The sequence below is a fragment of the Cupriavidus sp. H39 genome, assembly GCF_050271075.1.
GTDB classification, from domain to species: Bacteria; Pseudomonadota; Gammaproteobacteria; order Burkholderiales; family Burkholderiaceae; genus Cupriavidus; species Cupriavidus necator_B.
The window spans coordinates 144,552-160,551 of the sequence record NZ_CP189847.1 but is presented as its reverse complement, the minus strand read 5'-3'; the positions used below and the strand labels follow the sequence as shown (position 1 = coordinate 160,551).

Sequence of the window (16,000 nt, the reverse complement as noted above, 5' to 3'; positions counted from 1 at the left end):
AGCACCGCACGAATCGCGCATAGGCGTGCACGCCCTAGTCGAAGAGCCTCCGCCGGACCGCGCCCGCTATTGGAATTAGCGCGGACCCTGCCCCAGAAGGCGCCACCAGACATCCGCCACGCACCACGCACCATCCCGCCGTCACGCAATGGCCGGGAGGGAGCCGCTTTGCCATACCAACCGGAGACATCGTTTGACCGCAACCCTTTCCCCCTCATACGCCGCTCGGCTTGCGCAGGAACGGCATCTCGGCAAGGTCCGCGTAGCGACCTGCACGCTGCCGGGGAAATTCCCGTTGTCGCACTGAAAACAACACTACGCGCAACGACAACGACACGGAGGAGACCATGAAAAACAAGCACTACGCGAGCGCCCTGCTCGCACTGGCGGCGGCGCCGTTCGCCGCCGCGCAGTCGTCAGTCACGCTCTACGGCGTGGCCGACATCGGTCTGGAGTTTCTGAACCAAACCAACGCAAATGGCAACACCCTAACGCGGATGAGCGCGGGCAACGTCTCTGGCTCGCGCTGGGGGCTGCGCGGCACGGAAGATTTCGGGGGAGGCCTCAAGGGGATCTTCGTGCTGGAAAGCGGCTTCGACCTCGACACCGGCGTGATGGGCCAGGCCGGGCGACTGTTCGGACGGCAGGCGTTCGTCGGCTTAGAGCACGCCTGGGGCCGCCTCACGCTCGGCCGGCAGCAGAACACGCTCTATGACCTGTTGATCAACTACGAGCCAATGGTACTGGCCGCGCGCTATTCCGCCCTCGGCCTCGACCCCACGCTGGTGGGCCGCAACGACAACACGGCCAAGTACACCGGCAAGTTCGGGCCGGTGACGGCCACGGCGTTCTACAGCTTCGCGCGCGGCACGTCGGTGACAACCGCCGGCGTCTCCAGCATCGCAGGAGAGACGCCGGGCGACCTGAAGAGTGATCGTGCGCTGGGCGGCGGGCTGGAGTACGCCAGCGGCCCATTCGGCGCCACCGTCATTTACGACCAGCAGCAAGGCACGCGCGACATCGCGGGCCAGAACTCAGCCCAAACCGACCGCCGCATCGCCGCCGCGGCCAATTTTGCTTTCGGCAGCTCTACGATCCTCGCTGGCTACCGCTGGTTCAACGGCGACATTGGCGGCGCGCGCCGCAACGACCTGTTCTGGCTCGGCTATCGCTATCAGGCCACCCCCGCACTCACGCTGACAGGCGCTGGCTACGTCTTCAATAACCGCCGCAATGGCCAGGACCCGTGGGAATTGGTCGCCTCCGCCAACTACGCGTTTTCCAAGCGCACCGACGCCTTCCTGACTGTGGGCTACGTGCACAACAAGGATGACTCCAACCTCGGCCTGAACGGATTCGGCAGCACTATCAAGCCGGGCGAGAACCAGACCGGGGTGTCGCTGAGCATCCGCCACAAGTTCTGAGGTCCCATGATCGAGATCGACAACCCCGACGTCCTGGATTTCCCCGCGCTGGTGCGCCCTGGCGACAGCGTGGTCTGCAGCCAGGGGCTCGCCGAGCCGGTGGCACTGACCCGCAGCCTGATGGCGCAACGCGCGCAGATCGGGCCGTTCCGGATGGTGATCGGCCCCACGTTCTCCGACACCTTCAAGCCAGGCCACGGTGACACCGTCCGCTTCCAGAGCTATTGCGGAACCGGCGCCAACGCGGCGCTGCATGCGGCCGGGGTGCTCGACATCGTGCCCGCCCATTACTCCGACCTGCCCCACCTGTTCGCCCGGGGCATGCTGGCTGCCGACGTCGTGCTGCTCACCTGCTCGGAGCCGGATGCCGCCGGCGGCTTCAACCTTGGGCTGACTCACGACTACATCGTCGACGCCGCTCGCCGCGCCCGGCTGGTGATTGCCGAAGTCAGCGACCGCGTGCCCTGGGTGTTCGGCGCAGAGTTGCCGCCCGACGTGCGCCCGCACATCGTGGTGCGCACTGGCCGCGAGCCACTGACGCTGCCCAGGCGCAGCCTCGACGAGGCCTCCTTCGAGGAATGCGAGATCGCGCGTTGGGTAAGCGGGTTAATTCCCGACGGCGCGACGCTGGAACTGGGCATCGGCACGCTGCCGGAACTGGTGCTGCAGGCGCTGCGCGGCCATCGCGACATCGGCATCCACTCCGGTGTGATCGGCGACGGCGTGGCCGATCTGATGCAGGCGGGCGTGGTTACCAATGCCGCGAAGCCGGTGGACAGGGGCACCAGCGTGGCGGGGCTGTTGATGGGCAGCCGCGCGCTGCTGGACTTCGCCCACTGCAACCCGGCCATCCGCCTCGCCCCGGCCGCCGAGACACATGACGTGGGCGCCCTGCGTGCACTGCCCAACTTCATCGCGCTGAATGGCGCCATTGAGGTCGATCTGGGTGGGCAGGTGAATGCCGAGAGCCTGAACGGGCGCTATATCGGCGCCGTCGGCGGACAGCTCGACTTCGTGCGCGGCGCCAACCAGTCACGCGGCGGGCGGTCGGTCATGCTGTTGCCGTCGTCGGCAGCAGGAGGAACCATCAGCCGCATCGTGCCGCTGCTGGCGGACGGAGTGGTCACCACGCCGCGTAGCGACGTCGACGTAGTTGTCACCGAATGGGGCGTGGCAGAACTGCGGGGCAAGGGCCTGCGCGAACGCGCCGAGGCCATGATCGCCATCGCCCATCCCCGCTTTCGGGAAGAACTGGGCCGCGCCGCGCACGGCATGGCGGCGGGCAAGGGCCGCCATGCCGGCACGATGCCGGCGGCCGCCACCAACGCATAGCAGCAGGAGACCTTTCATGGCAAATGTGTTACAGGGCATTCGCGTCCTGGAACAGGGGACGTTCATCACGGGCCCGGCCGCCGGCATGCTGCTGGGCGACCTGGGCGCCGACGTCATCAAGATCGAGCAGCCTGGCAGCGGAGACCCTTTCCGCGCCTACCAGGGCAGCTACTACGCACCACACTTCCAGGCATACAACCGGAACAAGCGCAGCATGACGCTGGACGCGAGGAAGCCGGACGACCTTGAAGCCTTCGACGCGCTGGTGCGCTCGGCCGACGTCTACATCCAGAACTTCCGGCCCGGCGTGGCGGAACGGCTGAATGCCGGCGAGGCACGCTTGCGTTCCATCAACCCCGGCCTCGTCTATTGCTCGATCAGCGGCTTCGGCGCGACCGGGCCAGCGGCGGGGCGGCCCGCCTACGACAACGTGGCGCAAGCCGCCAGCGGCTTCCTGAGCCTGCTGGTTCATCCGGACAACCCGCGCGTGGTGGGCCCGGCGCTGGCAGATGCCGTTACCGGCTTCTACGCGGCCTATGGCATCCTCGGAGCGCTGGTAGAGCGCGCGCGCACCGGCGTCGGACGCAAAGTGGAACTGTCGATGCTGGAGGCCATGACGCACTTTAATGTCGACGCGTTCACGCAGTTCTACCAAGGGGAGCAGGTGCCGGGACCGTTTACGCGAGCGAGCGTGTCGCAGTCGTACGTGCTGGCATGCGCCGACGGAAAGCGGGTGGCGCTGCACATGTCATCGCCTGAAAAGTTCTGGCAGGCGCTTGCCGACGCCATCGGCCAGCCTGGCCTGTTGCACGATCCACGCTTCGCCAGCCGCGACCAGCGCATCGCCAACCAGGAGGCGTTGATCGAGCTGCTGGCGCCCATCTTCCGGAGCCGGTCGCGCGAGGCGTGGTGCGCGCTGCTGGAGGCGCGCGATGTGCCGCACGCGCCGGTCTACGACGCCAGCGAGGCGCTGGAAGACCCGCAGGCGCGCCACCTCGGGCTGCTGGTGTCGGCCGAGCATCCGCAGATGGGGACGTTCCGCACCGTGCGTAGTCCGGTGAGCTACGACGGCGAGCGGCCCAGCGCCGTGCGCCCCCCACCCGTGCTGGACGAACATCGCGACGCCATTCTCGCCGAACTGCAGGCCCGCGACGCCTGACACGCGGTCTTGCAGCTTCACTTTCCCGGCATCCGCAATGGATGCCGTATTCATTTGGCGGCCGCCGCGACATGTATGTCATGCGCCACATTGACCCACTATATGACTCGTGCTAGCGTGGCATCAATTCCCGCGTCACGAGACATTCACCAGGACAGGCGATGAACGGCCTCAGCTTCCAGGCGCTGGTCCGCCGGGTAGACCTATTCACCCTCAAGCTATTCCTCAGCGCAGTAGAGGAAGGCCAGATCGGGCGGGCCGCCGCGCGCGAGCACATCGCGCCTTCCGCCGCCACCAAGCGCATCCAGGACCTGGAGGATCTCGCGGGCCTCAAGCTGTTCGAGCGCAATCCGAAGGGCGTGGTGCCGAGCCCCGCCGGCGAGGTGCTGGCGCGGCACATCCGCATGATGCTGAACAACCTGGAGGCCATGCGCCGCGAGATCGGCGAGTTCGCCGAGGGTGTGCGCGGGCATATCGGCGTGTGCGCGCCGCGCCTGCTGATCGTGCATTTTCTCGCACGCGAAGTGGCGGAGTTCCTGCAGTCCTATCCGCAGGCGCAGGTGGACCTGCGCGAGGACAACAACGCCGGCGCTGTGCGCGCACTGAATCTGGGAGAAGTAGATCTCGCCGTGTTCGTCGCTTCACCGGACCTGCCCACGGAAGGCATCGAAAGCTTCGAGTGCGGCCGTGACCGGCTGGTGGCCGTGGTGCCCCGTGGCCACTACTGGTGCGGGCGAGAGGAACTCACGCTGGAAGAATTGCTGGAGGCGGACATCGTCAGCCCGGCTGGCACCACGCTGCTGCCGAACCTGCGCCGCGCGGCCGCAGCGCTTGGACGCGAAGTCCACTCGAAATTCAATGTCAATACGGTGGAAGCCGCGCGCAGCATGGTCGCGGCCGGGCTTGGGGTGACGATCCAGCCTGAGTCGATGCTGTCGCCGGAGGACCACGGCCAGATGGGTACCGGCCCGGTGTGCAGCGTGCCGCTGGACGGCGAATGGGCCATGCGCAGCCATCGCGTCGGCATGCTGCGCGGCAAGTCTCTAGGGCCTGCCTGCATGGCCTTCATCCACCAGCTCACGGGGCATCACAAAGCCGCTGCCCAGGCGTAGAACGTACTGCCGCACGACACGTTCGCCGGCGGCGCGTCAGCTTACTGCACAGAGATGTCGGCGGCCTTCACCACTTTCTGCAACCGCGCCTGGTCCTCGCGCATGAAGCGCGCAAGGGCCGTGGGGGGCATGTACCGCGCATCGCCCACCAGCTCGGCCACCTTTGCCGCAACGGCAGGGTCGGACAGCGACTTCCTGAGACTGTCGCTCAACTTGCCGACGATGGCCGGGTCGGTGCCGGCCGGCGCGAACAGGCCGATCCATCCTTCCATCTGGTAGCCGTGCAGCGTCTCGCCGACCGTCGGCACATTCGGCAGTTCGGGCATGCGCTCGGCCGACGTGACCGCTAGCGCGCGCAACTTGCCGGCGCGCACCTGCGGCAACGACGACGCCTTGTTGTCGAAAAGGAAGTCAACCTGCCCGGCGATGACGTCGGTCAAGGCGGGCGCGCTGCCTTTGTATGGGACGTGCGTGGTGGAAACGCCAGCCAACATATTCAGCATTTCTCCGGCGATGTGGGAGGAGTTGCCCGTGCCCGTTGACGCATAGTTCAGCTTGCCAGGATTGGCCTTGGCGAAGGCGACGAGATCGGCGACGGTATGGAAGCGTGAACTCGCCGGCACCACCAGCAGGAAGGCTCCTGTGGCGAACATGCCAATGGGGGTGAAGTCGGCGATGGGGTTGTACGTCAGATTGCGATACACGCCCGACAGCAGCACGCTGCCCGAACAGGCGAGGATCGTGTAGCCCGTGGGACTCGACCGCGCGGCGATGGCATTGCCGAGATGCCCGCCCGCGCCGGGCCGGTTGTCCGGCACGATGGGTTGGCCCAGCAACGCCGACATGCGCGGCAGGAGGGCGCGGGCCGAGACGTCCACGGCGCCTCCGGCCACATTGGGAATCACGAGCTGGATGGGCTTGTTGGGATACAGGTTTACGGCCGTGCCCGCGTGCGTCGTCAAGGCGGGGCCGAGGCCGATCAGAAGGCCCATTAGCGGGCCGGCGAGGCGGGATAGGCCAGAAAGCATGCGGCCGGGCGTGTGTAGCAGGCGGAAAGTCATCGAAGGTCTCCTGTGGGCACCGTGTGCCGGCGCCTGTGGTTGTCGTTGTGATTACGGTTGCCGCTATCGTTGTGCGGTGTTCGTCGTCGCGGTGGCTTCGTGCTGCAGTGCCCTCACCAGCCGCCGAACGACAGCCCGCCGTTCACGCTGATGGTCTGTCCCGTGACCTGCGCCGCCTCATCCGACGCCAGGAACACGACCACCCGGGCCACTTCCTCGGCGGTCGGTGGACGGCCGGACGGGAAGCGCTCCACGAGCTTGGAAAAGAGCCGCTTCTGGAAGTGCTCCTCCGCAAAGATGCGGTCCCAAGATGGCGTGTCGGAAGTCAGCGTCAGCGCGACGCTATTGACGCGGATGCTCCAGCGCGAAAACTCCTTGGCCAGCGCCTTGGTGATCAGGATCACGCCCGCCCCCGCCGCGCCGACGATGGATTCGCCCGGGGTCGGATGCCGGCCGGCATCGGTCCCAACCATGACCACGGACCCGCCACGCTCGCGGAGATATGGCAGCGCGGCGTGCACGGGGAAGATGCGCGCAAAGAACCGCGATTCGAACGCGGTGACGAGCTCCGCCCCCGACATCTCGGCGAACGGCATGGGGCGGATCGCGCCCTGTGCGCCGGCGCTGACGAGAATGTCGATGCCGCCGTGGGCTTCCGCTGCCTGTCGTGCCACGCTGGCCGCCTGTTCGTAGTCACCGCAGTCCCCCACGGCGATGCTGACCGCCTCCGAAATCCCGCGCAGCTCCGCCGCCGCCTTGCCGGCATTTTCCGCCGAGCGGCTGTTGATCACGACAGTCGCGCCGCTGGCCGCAAGTTTCTGTGCCACGCGCAGGCCCAGCCCTCCCGACGATCCCGTGACGAGTGCCACCTTGTTCTTCAGATTCATGTATTCCGTGGATTGCAATTGCCTCTCCTGTGTCTTCGATTCGATGCTCAAGCCCGGGCGGGCTTCACCGCAACTCTAGGAGCGCGGGTGCGGCGTTGCAATTTGCGACTGAAGAAGGACGGGATTCGTGTATGGCGAACCGCTGCGTGAACGCCGAGGGCGCTTCGTGCGGCACAGCCGTGACCGATGTCGCCCCCTCCCCGCTCACTGGCGTGCCCCGCCCGGCGGTGGCCCACGCCGCTACGCATTCAAACAATGCCAGCTCGACGCAGCGCTTGAACCTGTTCGGGGTCATAACCCACTTCGGCCAGCACTTCGTCGGAGTGTTCGCCAACCGTGGGCGGTCGGCGCGCGACATCGGGTGGCGTGCGCGACAGCATTGCTGGCGGCGCCACGATTGGGGCCTGGCGCGGCAGTCCGGGGTAATCGAGCCAAATGTATGCGCCGGACTCCCGGATCGATTCATCGTCTAGTGCCTCGCGCGGGGAGTAGATCGGCGCCGCGGGGATCTTCGCCCGCTCCAGTTCTCCCAGCGCGTCGGCGCGGGTGCGGCTGGCGCACCACTTGCCCATGAGTTCGCTCAGGAACCCTCCCTGCTCGCCGCGGCAGAGATCGTCGCTGAAGCGCGGATCATCCACCAGTCCCGGCGCACCGACCAGGGCGGCCCACCGTCGGAACAGGGGCTGACCAATCACCTGCGCAATGATCCAGCCGTCGGTCACGCGGAAAATGTCCGACGGTCCGTAGGAGGGACTGCGGTTGCCGATTGCCTGCCGGTTGACGCCCAGCGCCGCTTCCTCGATCAGCGCGCCGCTCGACAGATTCAACGCAGTCTGCAGCAGCGACGCCTCGACACACTGGCCGAGCCCGCTGATACGCCGTTCATAAAGCGCCATCACGGTACCGAGTGCGCACGACAACGCGGTGGAAAAATCGACCACCGGCACCATCGCCTTGGTTGGCTTGTCAGGCGTACCGGACAGATGGATCGCGCCGCTCATCGCCTGCCCCGTACCATCGAAGCCGACGCGGTGGCCCGCCCCCTCATGCGAACCGAAGGCTGTCGAAGCGGTAAGAATGATGCCGGGATTGATAGCGCTCAGCGCGGGGTAGTCCAGACCCAGGACGGTCAGCGTCTTTGGCGGCATGTTGGCCACGACCACATCGGCGGTCTTGACCAGCCGGTGCACAACCTCTCGCCCCTCCTTGCTGGCGATATCCAGTGTGATCGATCGCTTGTTGCGGTTGCACTGCAGGAACAGCGCTCCTTCTCCTGTGTCGGTGACAGGCACGATAAAGCGGTCTTCGCTGCCACCCACCCGGTCGATGCGAATGACGTCGGCCCCATAGTCTGCCAGCAGTGCGGCGCAGAAGGGGCCGGCAATGAAGCGTCCGAAATCGAGGACGCGGATACCTTCAAGAACCTTGGACATCTCGTTAGCCTTCTCTTCACAGATTGACCCGTTGTCTGGGACGACGACTGATCGAATTGATCGTTGGCCTCAGGCCGCCGATTGACGGCGCTCCGGTGATTGGTGGTTCGCCAGCCGTCTGGCAGCCTCGATTGTCAAACCGAAGCGATCATAGAAAGCAGAACGCAGGTCGCCGTTTGGAGGCCAGCCGGCAAGGCGCGCCAGATCGCAGAGCGCTATGTCGCTTGCCATCGCCCAGAACAGCGCCCTCATCAACCGTTGCGTTCGGCAAAGGTCGGTGAGCGCAGTTCCTTGCGAAAAGAGCATGCGGCGCAACTGGGCGGTTGACATCTTCCATCGCCCAGCAATGAATGCTGCGCTCCATGCGTTCTGGGGCTGCAGGAAAACACGCTCGCAGATGCGTTGGTGCAGAGAGGTCGACAGCGCTACCGTCCCTGCGGCATGAATCAACAGGACACAAGCCGAAGGTTGCGCTGGAGTCCCGTCCAGGGACAGGTCGATGCTGTCGAATGGCTCGATAGTGATCTCCTGCCCCGGTGTCAGCAGACGCTCATACCCGCGCCGCTTGACGATCTGTCTCCCCTGTATGCCCGCCACGGAAAGTGGGAACGCCGGCAATAACCGCTGCAGGCTGACGTGCATTCTTGATTGCAGGTGGACGCGCATTGTAGGAAAACAGTTAGCGCACCATCGCGCCTATTGAACCAGGCCGGCTGCCACCAGGGCAGCGAGTTCCTCTTCCGGGAACCATTCGGCTAGCGCAGCGGCGGCGTTTTCCGCCGTGGCCGCGGCTGGGGGTTTTGGGTCAGTAGCGGGAGTGCGCGAAAAGCGCGGGGCGGGCGAAGGTTGCTTGACGCCCGCGATCTCGACCATGGTGCGGCGGGCTTTCAAGTGCGGGTGCTCGCAAGCCTCATCCAGGTCCAGCACGGGCGCAAAGCAGGCATCGCTGCCTTCCAGGAGTCCCCTCCATTCAGCGCGTGTCCGGGTCACGAAATGGTCGGCAAACAGCCGTCGCGCGGCAGGCCAGCTTGCACGGTCCGAGGGGTTGGCCAGTTCGGGGGCATCCAATCCAATAAGCTCCAGCAATTGCCGGTAGAACTTCGGCTCTATCGGACCGATCGAGATGTACTCCCCGTCGGCGCAAGCGTAGACGTCGTAGAACGGCGCGCCGGAATCCAGCAAATTGGTGCCCCGCTCCGGCCCTGTCAGCCCGGCCGCGCGGAGCCCCGCGTGAATCGTCAGAAGAGATGCCACGCCATCGACGATCGCCGCATCGACCACCTGCCCCTTCCCGGAAGACCGCGCCTCCAGAATGGCACTGACGATACCGAGCGCGGCATACACCGATCCGCCGGCATAATCGCCCACGACATTGAGCGGTACTGTGGGCGGCTCCCCCTTACGACCGATCGCGCTCAGCAGTCCCGTGATGGCGATGTAGTTGATGTCGTGACCGGCCGCCTGCGCCAGCGGACCGTCCTGCCCCCATCCCGTCAGACGGCCGTAGACGAGCCTTGGGTTCCGGGAAAGGCAGGTGTCGGGACCCAGGCCGAGGCGCTCCGTGACACCCGGGCGAAATCCCTCGATCAGCGCATCGGCCTTGTCTATCAGCGAACAGACCATCTCGAGTCCGGTCGTGTCCTTCAGGTCGACACGGATGGATTTTCGGTTACGCAGCACGAGATCGAACTGCAGCGGCCGGGAGAGGCCCAGCCCGGACGGCACCTTGCGATCGACCCGGATCACGGTCGCACCAAGGTCGGCCAGCAACATGGCACAGAACGGGGCAGGCCCGATTCCTGCGAGTTCAACGATCCGCACACCCTCTAGCGGTCCCAAGGCAGTTTCCTCCTGTTGTGTAAGCGGCGCCGTAGCAAGACGCCTGACTTCATTACGCCTCAGTACGACTTAGGCAAGCCCAGCACCTTGGTCGAGATGAAGTTGCAGACCATCTCCTGCGAGATCGGCGCGAGGCGCAGCAGTCGCACCTCGCGCCACAGCCGCTCGACGTGATATTCCTTGGCGTAGGCGTAGCCGCCGTGTGTCTGCATCGCCTGGTCGCACGCGAGGAAGCCGGCTTCGGCACCGAGGTACTTTGCGGTGTTGGCTTCGGCGCCACAGGGCTGGCGATTGTCGTACAGCTCGGCGGCCTTCAGCGCGACCGCCTCGGCCGCGGTCAGGCGCATCCAGCACTCAGCAAGCGGATGGGCCACGGCCTGGTTCTTGCCGATGGGACGGTCGAAGATCACGCGTTCGTTGGCATAATTGACGGCAAGGCCGAGTGCCGCACGGCCAATGCCCACGCCCTCCATGGCTACCACGATCCGTTCCGGATTCAGCCCATCGAGCAAGTAGTAAAAGCCCTTTCCGACTTCGCCAACCACGTCCTCTTCGGGCACTTCGAGGCCGTCGATGAAGACTTCGTTGGAGTCCACCGCAGCGCGGCCCAGCTTGTCGATCACGCGCACGTCGCAGTGCTTGCGGTTCATGTCGGCGAAGAACAGCGACATGCCGTCGAGCGGGCGCTTTTCGTCGCGCGGCGAGGTGCGGGCGAGAATCAGGTACTTGGTGGCGTTCTGCGCGTTGGTGCTCCAGACCTTCTGGCCATTGATGACCCAGCGGTCGCCTTTCTTCTCGGCACGGGTGCGGATGCGCGAGGTATCCACCCCCGACGTGGGCTCCGTCACGCCGAACGCCATCAGCATCTCGCCGCGCGCCAGCGCCGGGAGGTAGCGCTTCTTCATCTCTTCCGATCCGTGGCGTAGGATTGGCGCCGGCGGAAAGACGTAGAAATGAATAGCCGACGCGCCGCTCATGCCGGCACCCGAAGCAGCGATCTCCTGCAGCATCACCGCCGCCTCGGTGAGCCCAAGCCCCATGCCGCCATACTCCTCGGGCATCATGATGCCCATCCAGCCGGCGCCGGCGAACGCCTTCACGAAGTCCCAGGGATAGCTCCCGTCCTTATCGCACTCGCGCCAGTACGACAACGGGAACTTGTTCGCCAGCGTGCGGGCCGCGTCGCGGACCTCGCCCAATTCCTGTTCGCGTTGCAGTTGCGCGGCGTAGGATGCGGAAAGAAGCTCTGTCATGTTCAGTCTCCGGAATTGCATATTTATTGCTGCGGGCGCAGCTTCATCAGGCCGGTGCGCACGGCCACACAAATTTCTTCGTCGCGCTGATTCAGACCGACGTGGCGGAAGGTAACGATGCCGGAATCAGTGCGGCTCTTGGACAAGCGGGCGCTGACAATCTCGGTACGTACGCGAATGGTGTCGCCATGGAACGTCGGCTTAGGAAACTTGATTTCCTGGAAGCCCAGGTTGCCCAACGTGGTGCCCAGTGTCGTCTCGTAGACAGTCACGCCGGCCACCAGCGCCAGCAGGAACATGCTGTTCACGAGGCGCTGGCCATAGATCGAGTCCTTGCTGTACTCAGCGTCGATATGCAGCGGTGCGCAGTTGTAGGTCAGCGCGGAGAACAGCACGTTGTCCGTCTCCGTCACGGTGCGGCGAATGGCATGTTCGACCACCAGTCCTTCACGGCAATCCTCAAAATACATTCCAGCCACTTTGTTCTCTCCTTGGGGAATCAGGCGTTGAAAGACTTGGCGAGCGCGACGATTTCGTGCGCGGTCCTGACGTGGGCGATGTCGATGTGTTCGCCGTCGTAGATGGTCGAGGCACGTCCATTGGCCTGCGCCTCGTCAAGGGCGGCGATCATGCCTTCGTAATAGGTCACCTGTTCCGGTGAGGGGCTGTAGACCTCGTTGATCGTGGCGACATTCGACGGATGGAGCGCCAGCTCGCCGGTCATCCCCAGATTTCGGTCCAGCAACGACGATTTGCGCAGGCCTTCAAGATCGCGCACTTGCTGCCACACACCACCGATGGCCAGCTTGCCGGCGGCACGCGCTGCCATCACTGCACGGGACTTGAAGTAGAGGCTTTCGCGACCGTCCGGGGTCCAGACATAGCCCAGAGCGCGCGCCACATCCGCGTTCTTGGCTGTGGCACCGACAATGGCCCCGACGCGTTCACGCGTGGCAATCTCATAGGCTAGCTCCAGCGCGCGCGCCGTTTCCAGCAGCGGAATGACGCGCGTCGAACCAAGTCTCACGCCGTTGCGGTACTCCGCCTCGGACAACATCATCGACACACAGTCCACATCCTCCGGCCCACAAGGTTTCGAGACCACGATGCCCTCTACATGCTGGCCGACCACAGAGACGATGTCGTCGAAGTCATACAAGTGCGGGCCGCGATTGATACGCACGAAGATGCGCTGTCCCCGCTGCGCCAGCCACGCCAGCTTCGATTGCACGATGCCGCGCGCTTCGACCTTAAGGTCCGGCGGCACACTATCTTCCAGGTCCAGAATGAGCGCGTCCGCATTGGACGTGACCGCCTTCTCAATCCAATCCGCCTTATTGCCCGGTACGAACAGCATTGACCGCACCGGCTTCATGACACCCATACTCATGTTTCTCTCCTCTCTACTTATCTATCTAAAAAACGTTAGTTTTAAAGATTAAATTCGATGATTCAACATGCGGATCTGTACTGCGTAGTTAATGAAGTCGGATTTCTGGCTGATCCGGCGCTGTACGTGGCTCAGACCATCCAGCGGAACCGCCGCCACATGCGTGACGTTTGGCCTCCAGGGGATCGGATCATTTCGCGTAACGTCGGAAATCCGGTGCTCTCTTCTCCAGGAAGGCCCGCACTCCCTCACCCGACTCTTCGGTGTCGTACATGTAAGACACCGTCTGCATGCCCATCCAACTGATGCCGCGGATGCTCTCGCTGTCGGCATTGAAAGAGCGCTTGGCAATCGCAAGCGCGGACGGGCTATGCTCCAGGATGCGCGCGCACCAGTCAGCGACTTCCGCATCCAGCTTGTCATCGGGTACCACGGCATTAACCAGGCCCATCGCCTGCGCCTCGCGCGCCGGATAGCGCTTGCACAGGTACCAGATCTCGCGCGCCTTCTTCTCGCCTACGATTCGAGCGAGATAGGCCGTACCGAACCCCGGATCGACCGAGCCCACGCGCGGCCCGACCTGCCCAAACACCGCCGACTCACCGGCGATGGTCAGGTCGCATACTGTCGCCAGCACATTGCCACCACCAATGGCGTAGCCCTTTACGCGGGCGATGACCGGCTTAGGCACGTCGCGGATTGCCGATTGCAGCGCTTCGACCTGCATGCCGATGGAGCCGCGCCCGCCATACTGGCCGCTGTGTGCGCTCTGGTCGCCACCGGTGCAGAACGCACGGTCGCCGGCACCGGTCAGCACGATCACGCCGATCGCGCGATCCCAGCCTGTAGCGGAAATAGCATCGATCAGTTCGTCGACGGTCTGCGCACGCATGGCGTTCATGACCTGCGGGCGGTTGATCGTAATGGTTGCGACACGCCCGGAGACTTCCAGGTCGATGTCCTCGTAGGGCTGCTTCATCATTTCTCCTGAGCTTGCGAAAGTCCGCGCGCGCCGGCAGCTCGCGCGATGGCGCCGAGCGTGTCTGGATTGGCCAGCGACGTCAGATCGCCGGCATCCAGGCCCAGGCAGGCCGCGCGCACGGCACGGCGCATTATTTTCATGTTGCGGGTTTTGGGCAGATCGTCGACGAACAGCATTTCCGTCGGACGGAAGGCCGAGCCCAGTCCCGCTACCACGGCGGCGGACAGCAGCCTCTCGGTATCCGCATCGGCAGCCACGCCCGGCATCAGCGTTACCACAAGCCCGACGGTTTCGCCCTTGACCGGGTCAGGCATGCCAATGGCGGCCACTTCTGCCACCTTGCCGGTGGCCATCACCAGCGTCTCGATCTCCGATGGCCCAGTACGCTTGCCGGCCACCTTCAGCGTGTCATCGGAGCGGCCAAGTACATACCAGAAGCCGTCGTCATCGATCGCGGCGCGGTCGCCATGCATCCAGGTACCGGGCAGTCGGCTCCAGTAGCTGCTCAGGTAACGCTCGCGGTCGCGCCACAGGCCACGGGTCAGGCCGATCGAGGGTGCACGCAACACCAGCTCCCCAACACCGCCCGGACCCACCGACTTGCCGTTCTCGTCGACGATATCGGCACCCATGCCCGGAACGGGACCCGCGAAGGCGCAAGGCTTGAGCGGATGGATCACGGTGCCGGTAACGATGCCGCCGCCTACCTCCGTGCCGCCCGAGTAGTTGATGATGGGCTTGCTGCTGCCGCACACTTTCTCGAACATCCAGCGCCAGGCGTCCACGGTCCAAGCCTCGCCGGTCGATAGCGCCACGCGCAGCGACGACAAGTCATAACGCTCAACGTCCGCGCCGCCCACCGACATGAAGCTGCGCACAATGGTCGGCGCAATGCCAAGCACGCTGACGCCATGCTGCTCCATCAAGCGCCAGAAGCGGCCGCGATCCGGAAAATCGTGCGCGCCTTCCGCCATGACGATGGTGCCGCCCAGCAACGTGGTGCCGTAGATCAGCATTGGACCAACCAGCCAGCCCATGTCGCTCAGCCACATCATGCGGTCACCGGCGCGCATGTCCGCGCACAGTCCCATGTCCAGCGCCAGCTTGGCAATGAAGCCACAGTGCGAATGCACGGTACCCTTGGGCTTGCCAGTGGTGCCCGACGTGTACATCAGCATCATTGGCGCCTCGGCCGGCATCTCTGTAGTGGGCGCGTCGTCGGGCTGTCCCTCGGCCAACTCATGCCACCAGTGATCAACGCCCTCCTGCCATGCCACCTCGACGTCCCGGTTGCGCAGCACCACTACATGCTTCAGCGTCGGTACCTCCGCTCGGGCCACATCGACGGTCTGCTTCATTGGGCTGGCCTTTCCACGCCGCGTGCTGGCATCTGCCGTCAGCACCGCGACCGCACCGCTGTCGCGCAGTCGGCCGGCGACAGCATGTGCGCCGAAGCCAGAGAAAAGCGGGAGCACCACACCGCCAATCTTGGCGATTGCCAGCAGCGCCGCGGCAGCCTCGGGCACCATCGGCATGTAGACGCCAATGACGTCGCCGGGCTGGCAGCCAATCTGGCGCAGTCCGGCGGCAAGCCGGCTGGTCCGTGAATCGAGCTCGGCATAGGTCCAGCGGCGCACGTTGCCGTCCTCGCCTTCCCACACCACTGCTTCCTGCGCATCGCGCGCAGTGCCGCGGTAGCGATCCAGGCAGTTGAGCACGGCATTGGTGGTGCCGGCAGTGCACCACTTTGCCCACTCGATCCCCTCGCTGGTATCGACCACTGACTCGTAAGGCTGGTAAAAGCGCAGGTCCATGTGCTGGATCAGCGCATTCCAGAAGGTCGCGGGATGCTCGGCCGCCAGATCGAGCAACGCCTGGTAGCCACTGGGATCAGCACTGCCGACGCCAAGTCGGCACATGAAGGCCGCCAGAGAGCTGGCTTTCGCTGCCTCCGGGTCGGGGCGCCATGCCACGTCGTAGGCTTGCCACGTTGCTTCCATCCATGTCTCCCGTATTGGTTGTTACCGCTTCGGTTTGCTTTGAATGGATGCTAGTGGAGAGAGCCTCTCGCGCTCAAGGCGTCACTGGCGAAGCGAAGATTCGCAATACGCGAATCCTCTCGCGAGCT

14 protein-coding genes are annotated in these 16,000 nt (G+C 64.8%); 4 read left to right on the top strand and 10 right to left on the bottom strand.

Features of this window, described 5'->3' with window-relative positions; translation table 11 throughout:
* The first annotated feature begins 347 nt into the window (after window positions 1-347).
* The 4 genes from ACOCMH_RS13065 (at window position 348) to ACOCMH_RS13050 (ending at window position 5,027) form a co-directional block, all read left to right on the top strand.
* The gene (locus tag ACOCMH_RS13065; RefSeq protein ID WP_427308645.1) at window positions 348-1,424 is read left to right on the top strand and encodes a porin; all 1,077 of its coding nucleotides are present in this window, start codon (window positions 348-350) and stop codon (window positions 1,422-1,424) included.
* A 6-nt stretch (window positions 1,425-1,430) separates the two neighbouring features.
* On the top strand, window positions 1,431-2,756 hold the full coding sequence (locus ACOCMH_RS13060) for an acetyl-CoA hydrolase/transferase family protein (RefSeq protein WP_427308643.1): 1,326 nt from the start codon (window positions 1,431-1,433) through the stop codon (window positions 2,754-2,756).
* A 16-nt stretch (window positions 2,757-2,772) separates the two neighbouring features.
* Complete coding sequence (locus ACOCMH_RS13055) at window positions 2,773-3,915, top strand: CaiB/BaiF CoA transferase family protein (RefSeq protein WP_427308641.1); 1,143 nt, start codon at window positions 2,773-2,775, stop codon at window positions 3,913-3,915.
* 161 nt (window positions 3,916-4,076) lie between these two features.
* A complete protein-coding gene (locus ACOCMH_RS13050; protein ID WP_427308640.1) occupies window positions 4,077-5,027 on the top strand; it encodes a LysR family transcriptional regulator in 951 nt (316 codons plus the stop codon).
* Between the two features lie 41 nt (window positions 5,028-5,068).
* Here the strand turns inward: ACOCMH_RS13050 and ACOCMH_RS13045 are convergent, their stop codons facing one another.
* The 10 genes from ACOCMH_RS13045 to ACOCMH_RS13000 form a co-directional block, all read right to left on the bottom strand.
* Window positions 5,069-6,088 carry a Bug family tripartite tricarboxylate transporter substrate binding protein gene (locus ACOCMH_RS13045; protein WP_427308638.1) on the bottom strand — a complete coding sequence of 340 codons (1,020 nt, stop codon included), beginning with the start codon at window positions 6,086-6,088 and terminating at the stop codon, window positions 5,069-5,071.
* Window positions 6,089-6,201: 113 nt separating this feature from the next.
* Window positions 6,202-6,993: an SDR family NAD(P)-dependent oxidoreductase gene (locus tag ACOCMH_RS13040; RefSeq protein WP_427308636.1), complete on the bottom strand. Its 792-nt coding sequence runs from the start codon at window positions 6,991-6,993 to the stop codon at window positions 6,202-6,204.
* 230 nt (window positions 6,994-7,223) lie between these two features.
* Entirely contained in the window at window positions 7,224-8,408 is a 1,185-nt protein-coding gene (locus ACOCMH_RS13035) for a CaiB/BaiF CoA transferase family protein (RefSeq protein WP_427308634.1), read from the bottom strand.
* Window positions 8,409-8,477: 69 nt separating this feature from the next.
* Window positions 8,478-9,050, bottom strand: a complete 573-nt coding sequence (locus ACOCMH_RS13030; protein ID WP_427308633.1) for an AraC family transcriptional regulator — start codon at window positions 9,048-9,050, stop codon at window positions 8,478-8,480.
* A gap of 54 nt (window positions 9,051-9,104) precedes the next feature.
* Entirely contained in the window at window positions 9,105-10,247 is a 1,143-nt protein-coding gene (locus ACOCMH_RS13025; RefSeq protein ID WP_427308631.1) for a CaiB/BaiF CoA transferase family protein, read from the bottom strand.
* A gap of 59 nt (window positions 10,248-10,306) precedes the next feature.
* Entirely contained in the window at window positions 10,307-11,500 is a 1,194-nt protein-coding gene (locus tag ACOCMH_RS13020; RefSeq protein ID WP_427308629.1) for an acyl-CoA dehydrogenase family protein, read from the bottom strand.
* Window positions 11,501-11,523: 23 nt separating this feature from the next.
* On the bottom strand, window positions 11,524-11,979 hold the full coding sequence (locus tag ACOCMH_RS13015) for a MaoC family dehydratase (RefSeq protein WP_427308627.1): 456 nt from the start codon (window positions 11,977-11,979) through the stop codon (window positions 11,524-11,526).
* Window positions 11,980-11,999: 20 nt separating this feature from the next.
* Window positions 12,000-12,890, bottom strand: coding sequence for an HpcH/HpaI aldolase/citrate lyase family protein (locus ACOCMH_RS13010; RefSeq protein WP_427308625.1), 891 nt, complete (start codon window positions 12,888-12,890; stop codon window positions 12,000-12,002).
* Between the two features lie 190 nt (window positions 12,891-13,080).
* Entirely contained in the window at window positions 13,081-13,869 is a 789-nt protein-coding gene (locus ACOCMH_RS13005; RefSeq protein WP_427308623.1) for an enoyl-CoA hydratase-related protein, read from the bottom strand.
* Window positions 13,869-15,872, bottom strand: a complete 2,004-nt coding sequence (locus tag ACOCMH_RS13000; RefSeq protein WP_427308622.1) for an AMP-binding protein — start codon at window positions 15,870-15,872, stop codon at window positions 13,869-13,871. Before ACOCMH_RS13000 ends, ACOCMH_RS13005 begins: the two co-directional genes overlap by 1 nt.
* Window positions 15,873-16,000 lie beyond the last annotated feature (128 nt).

What these genes read in the sequence shown, in the direction of transcription:
- ACOCMH_RS13065 (WP_427308645.1), top strand. Translation starts at nt 348, where the DNA reads ATGAAAAACAAGCACTACGCGAGCGCCCTGCTCGCACTGGCGGCGGCG.
- ACOCMH_RS13060 (WP_427308643.1), top strand. Translation starts at nt 1,431, where the DNA reads ATGATCGAGATCGACAACCCCGACGTCCTGGATTTCCCCGCGCTGGTG.
- ACOCMH_RS13055 (WP_427308641.1), top strand. Translation starts at nt 2,773, where the DNA reads ATGGCAAATGTGTTACAGGGCATTCGCGTCCTGGAACAGGGGACGTTC.
- ACOCMH_RS13050 (WP_427308640.1), top strand. Translation starts at nt 4,077, where the DNA reads ATGAACGGCCTCAGCTTCCAGGCGCTGGTCCGCCGGGTAGACCTATTC.
- ACOCMH_RS13045 (WP_427308638.1), bottom strand. Translation starts at nt 6,088, where the DNA reads ATGACTTTCCGCCTGCTACACACGCCCGGCCGCATGCTTTCTGGCCTA.
- ACOCMH_RS13035 (WP_427308634.1), bottom strand. Translation starts at nt 8,408, where the DNA reads ATGTCCAAGGTTCTTGAAGGTATCCGCGTCCTCGATTTCGGACGCTTC.
- ACOCMH_RS13030 (WP_427308633.1), bottom strand. Translation starts at nt 9,050, where the DNA reads ATGCACGTCAGCCTGCAGCGGTTATTGCCGGCGTTCCCACTTTCCGTG.
- ACOCMH_RS13020 (WP_427308629.1), bottom strand. Translation starts at nt 11,500, where the DNA reads ATGACAGAGCTTCTTTCCGCATCCTACGCCGCGCAACTGCAACGCGAA.
- ACOCMH_RS13010 (WP_427308625.1), bottom strand. Translation starts at nt 12,890, where the DNA reads ATGAGTATGGGTGTCATGAAGCCGGTGCGGTCAATGCTGTTCGTACCG.
- ACOCMH_RS13005 (WP_427308623.1), bottom strand. Translation starts at nt 13,869, where the DNA reads ATGAAGCAGCCCTACGAGGACATCGACCTGGAAGTCTCCGGGCGTGTC.
- ACOCMH_RS13000 (WP_427308622.1), bottom strand. Translation starts at nt 15,872, where the DNA reads ATGGAAGCAACGTGGCAAGCCTACGACGTGGCATGGCGCCCCGACCCG.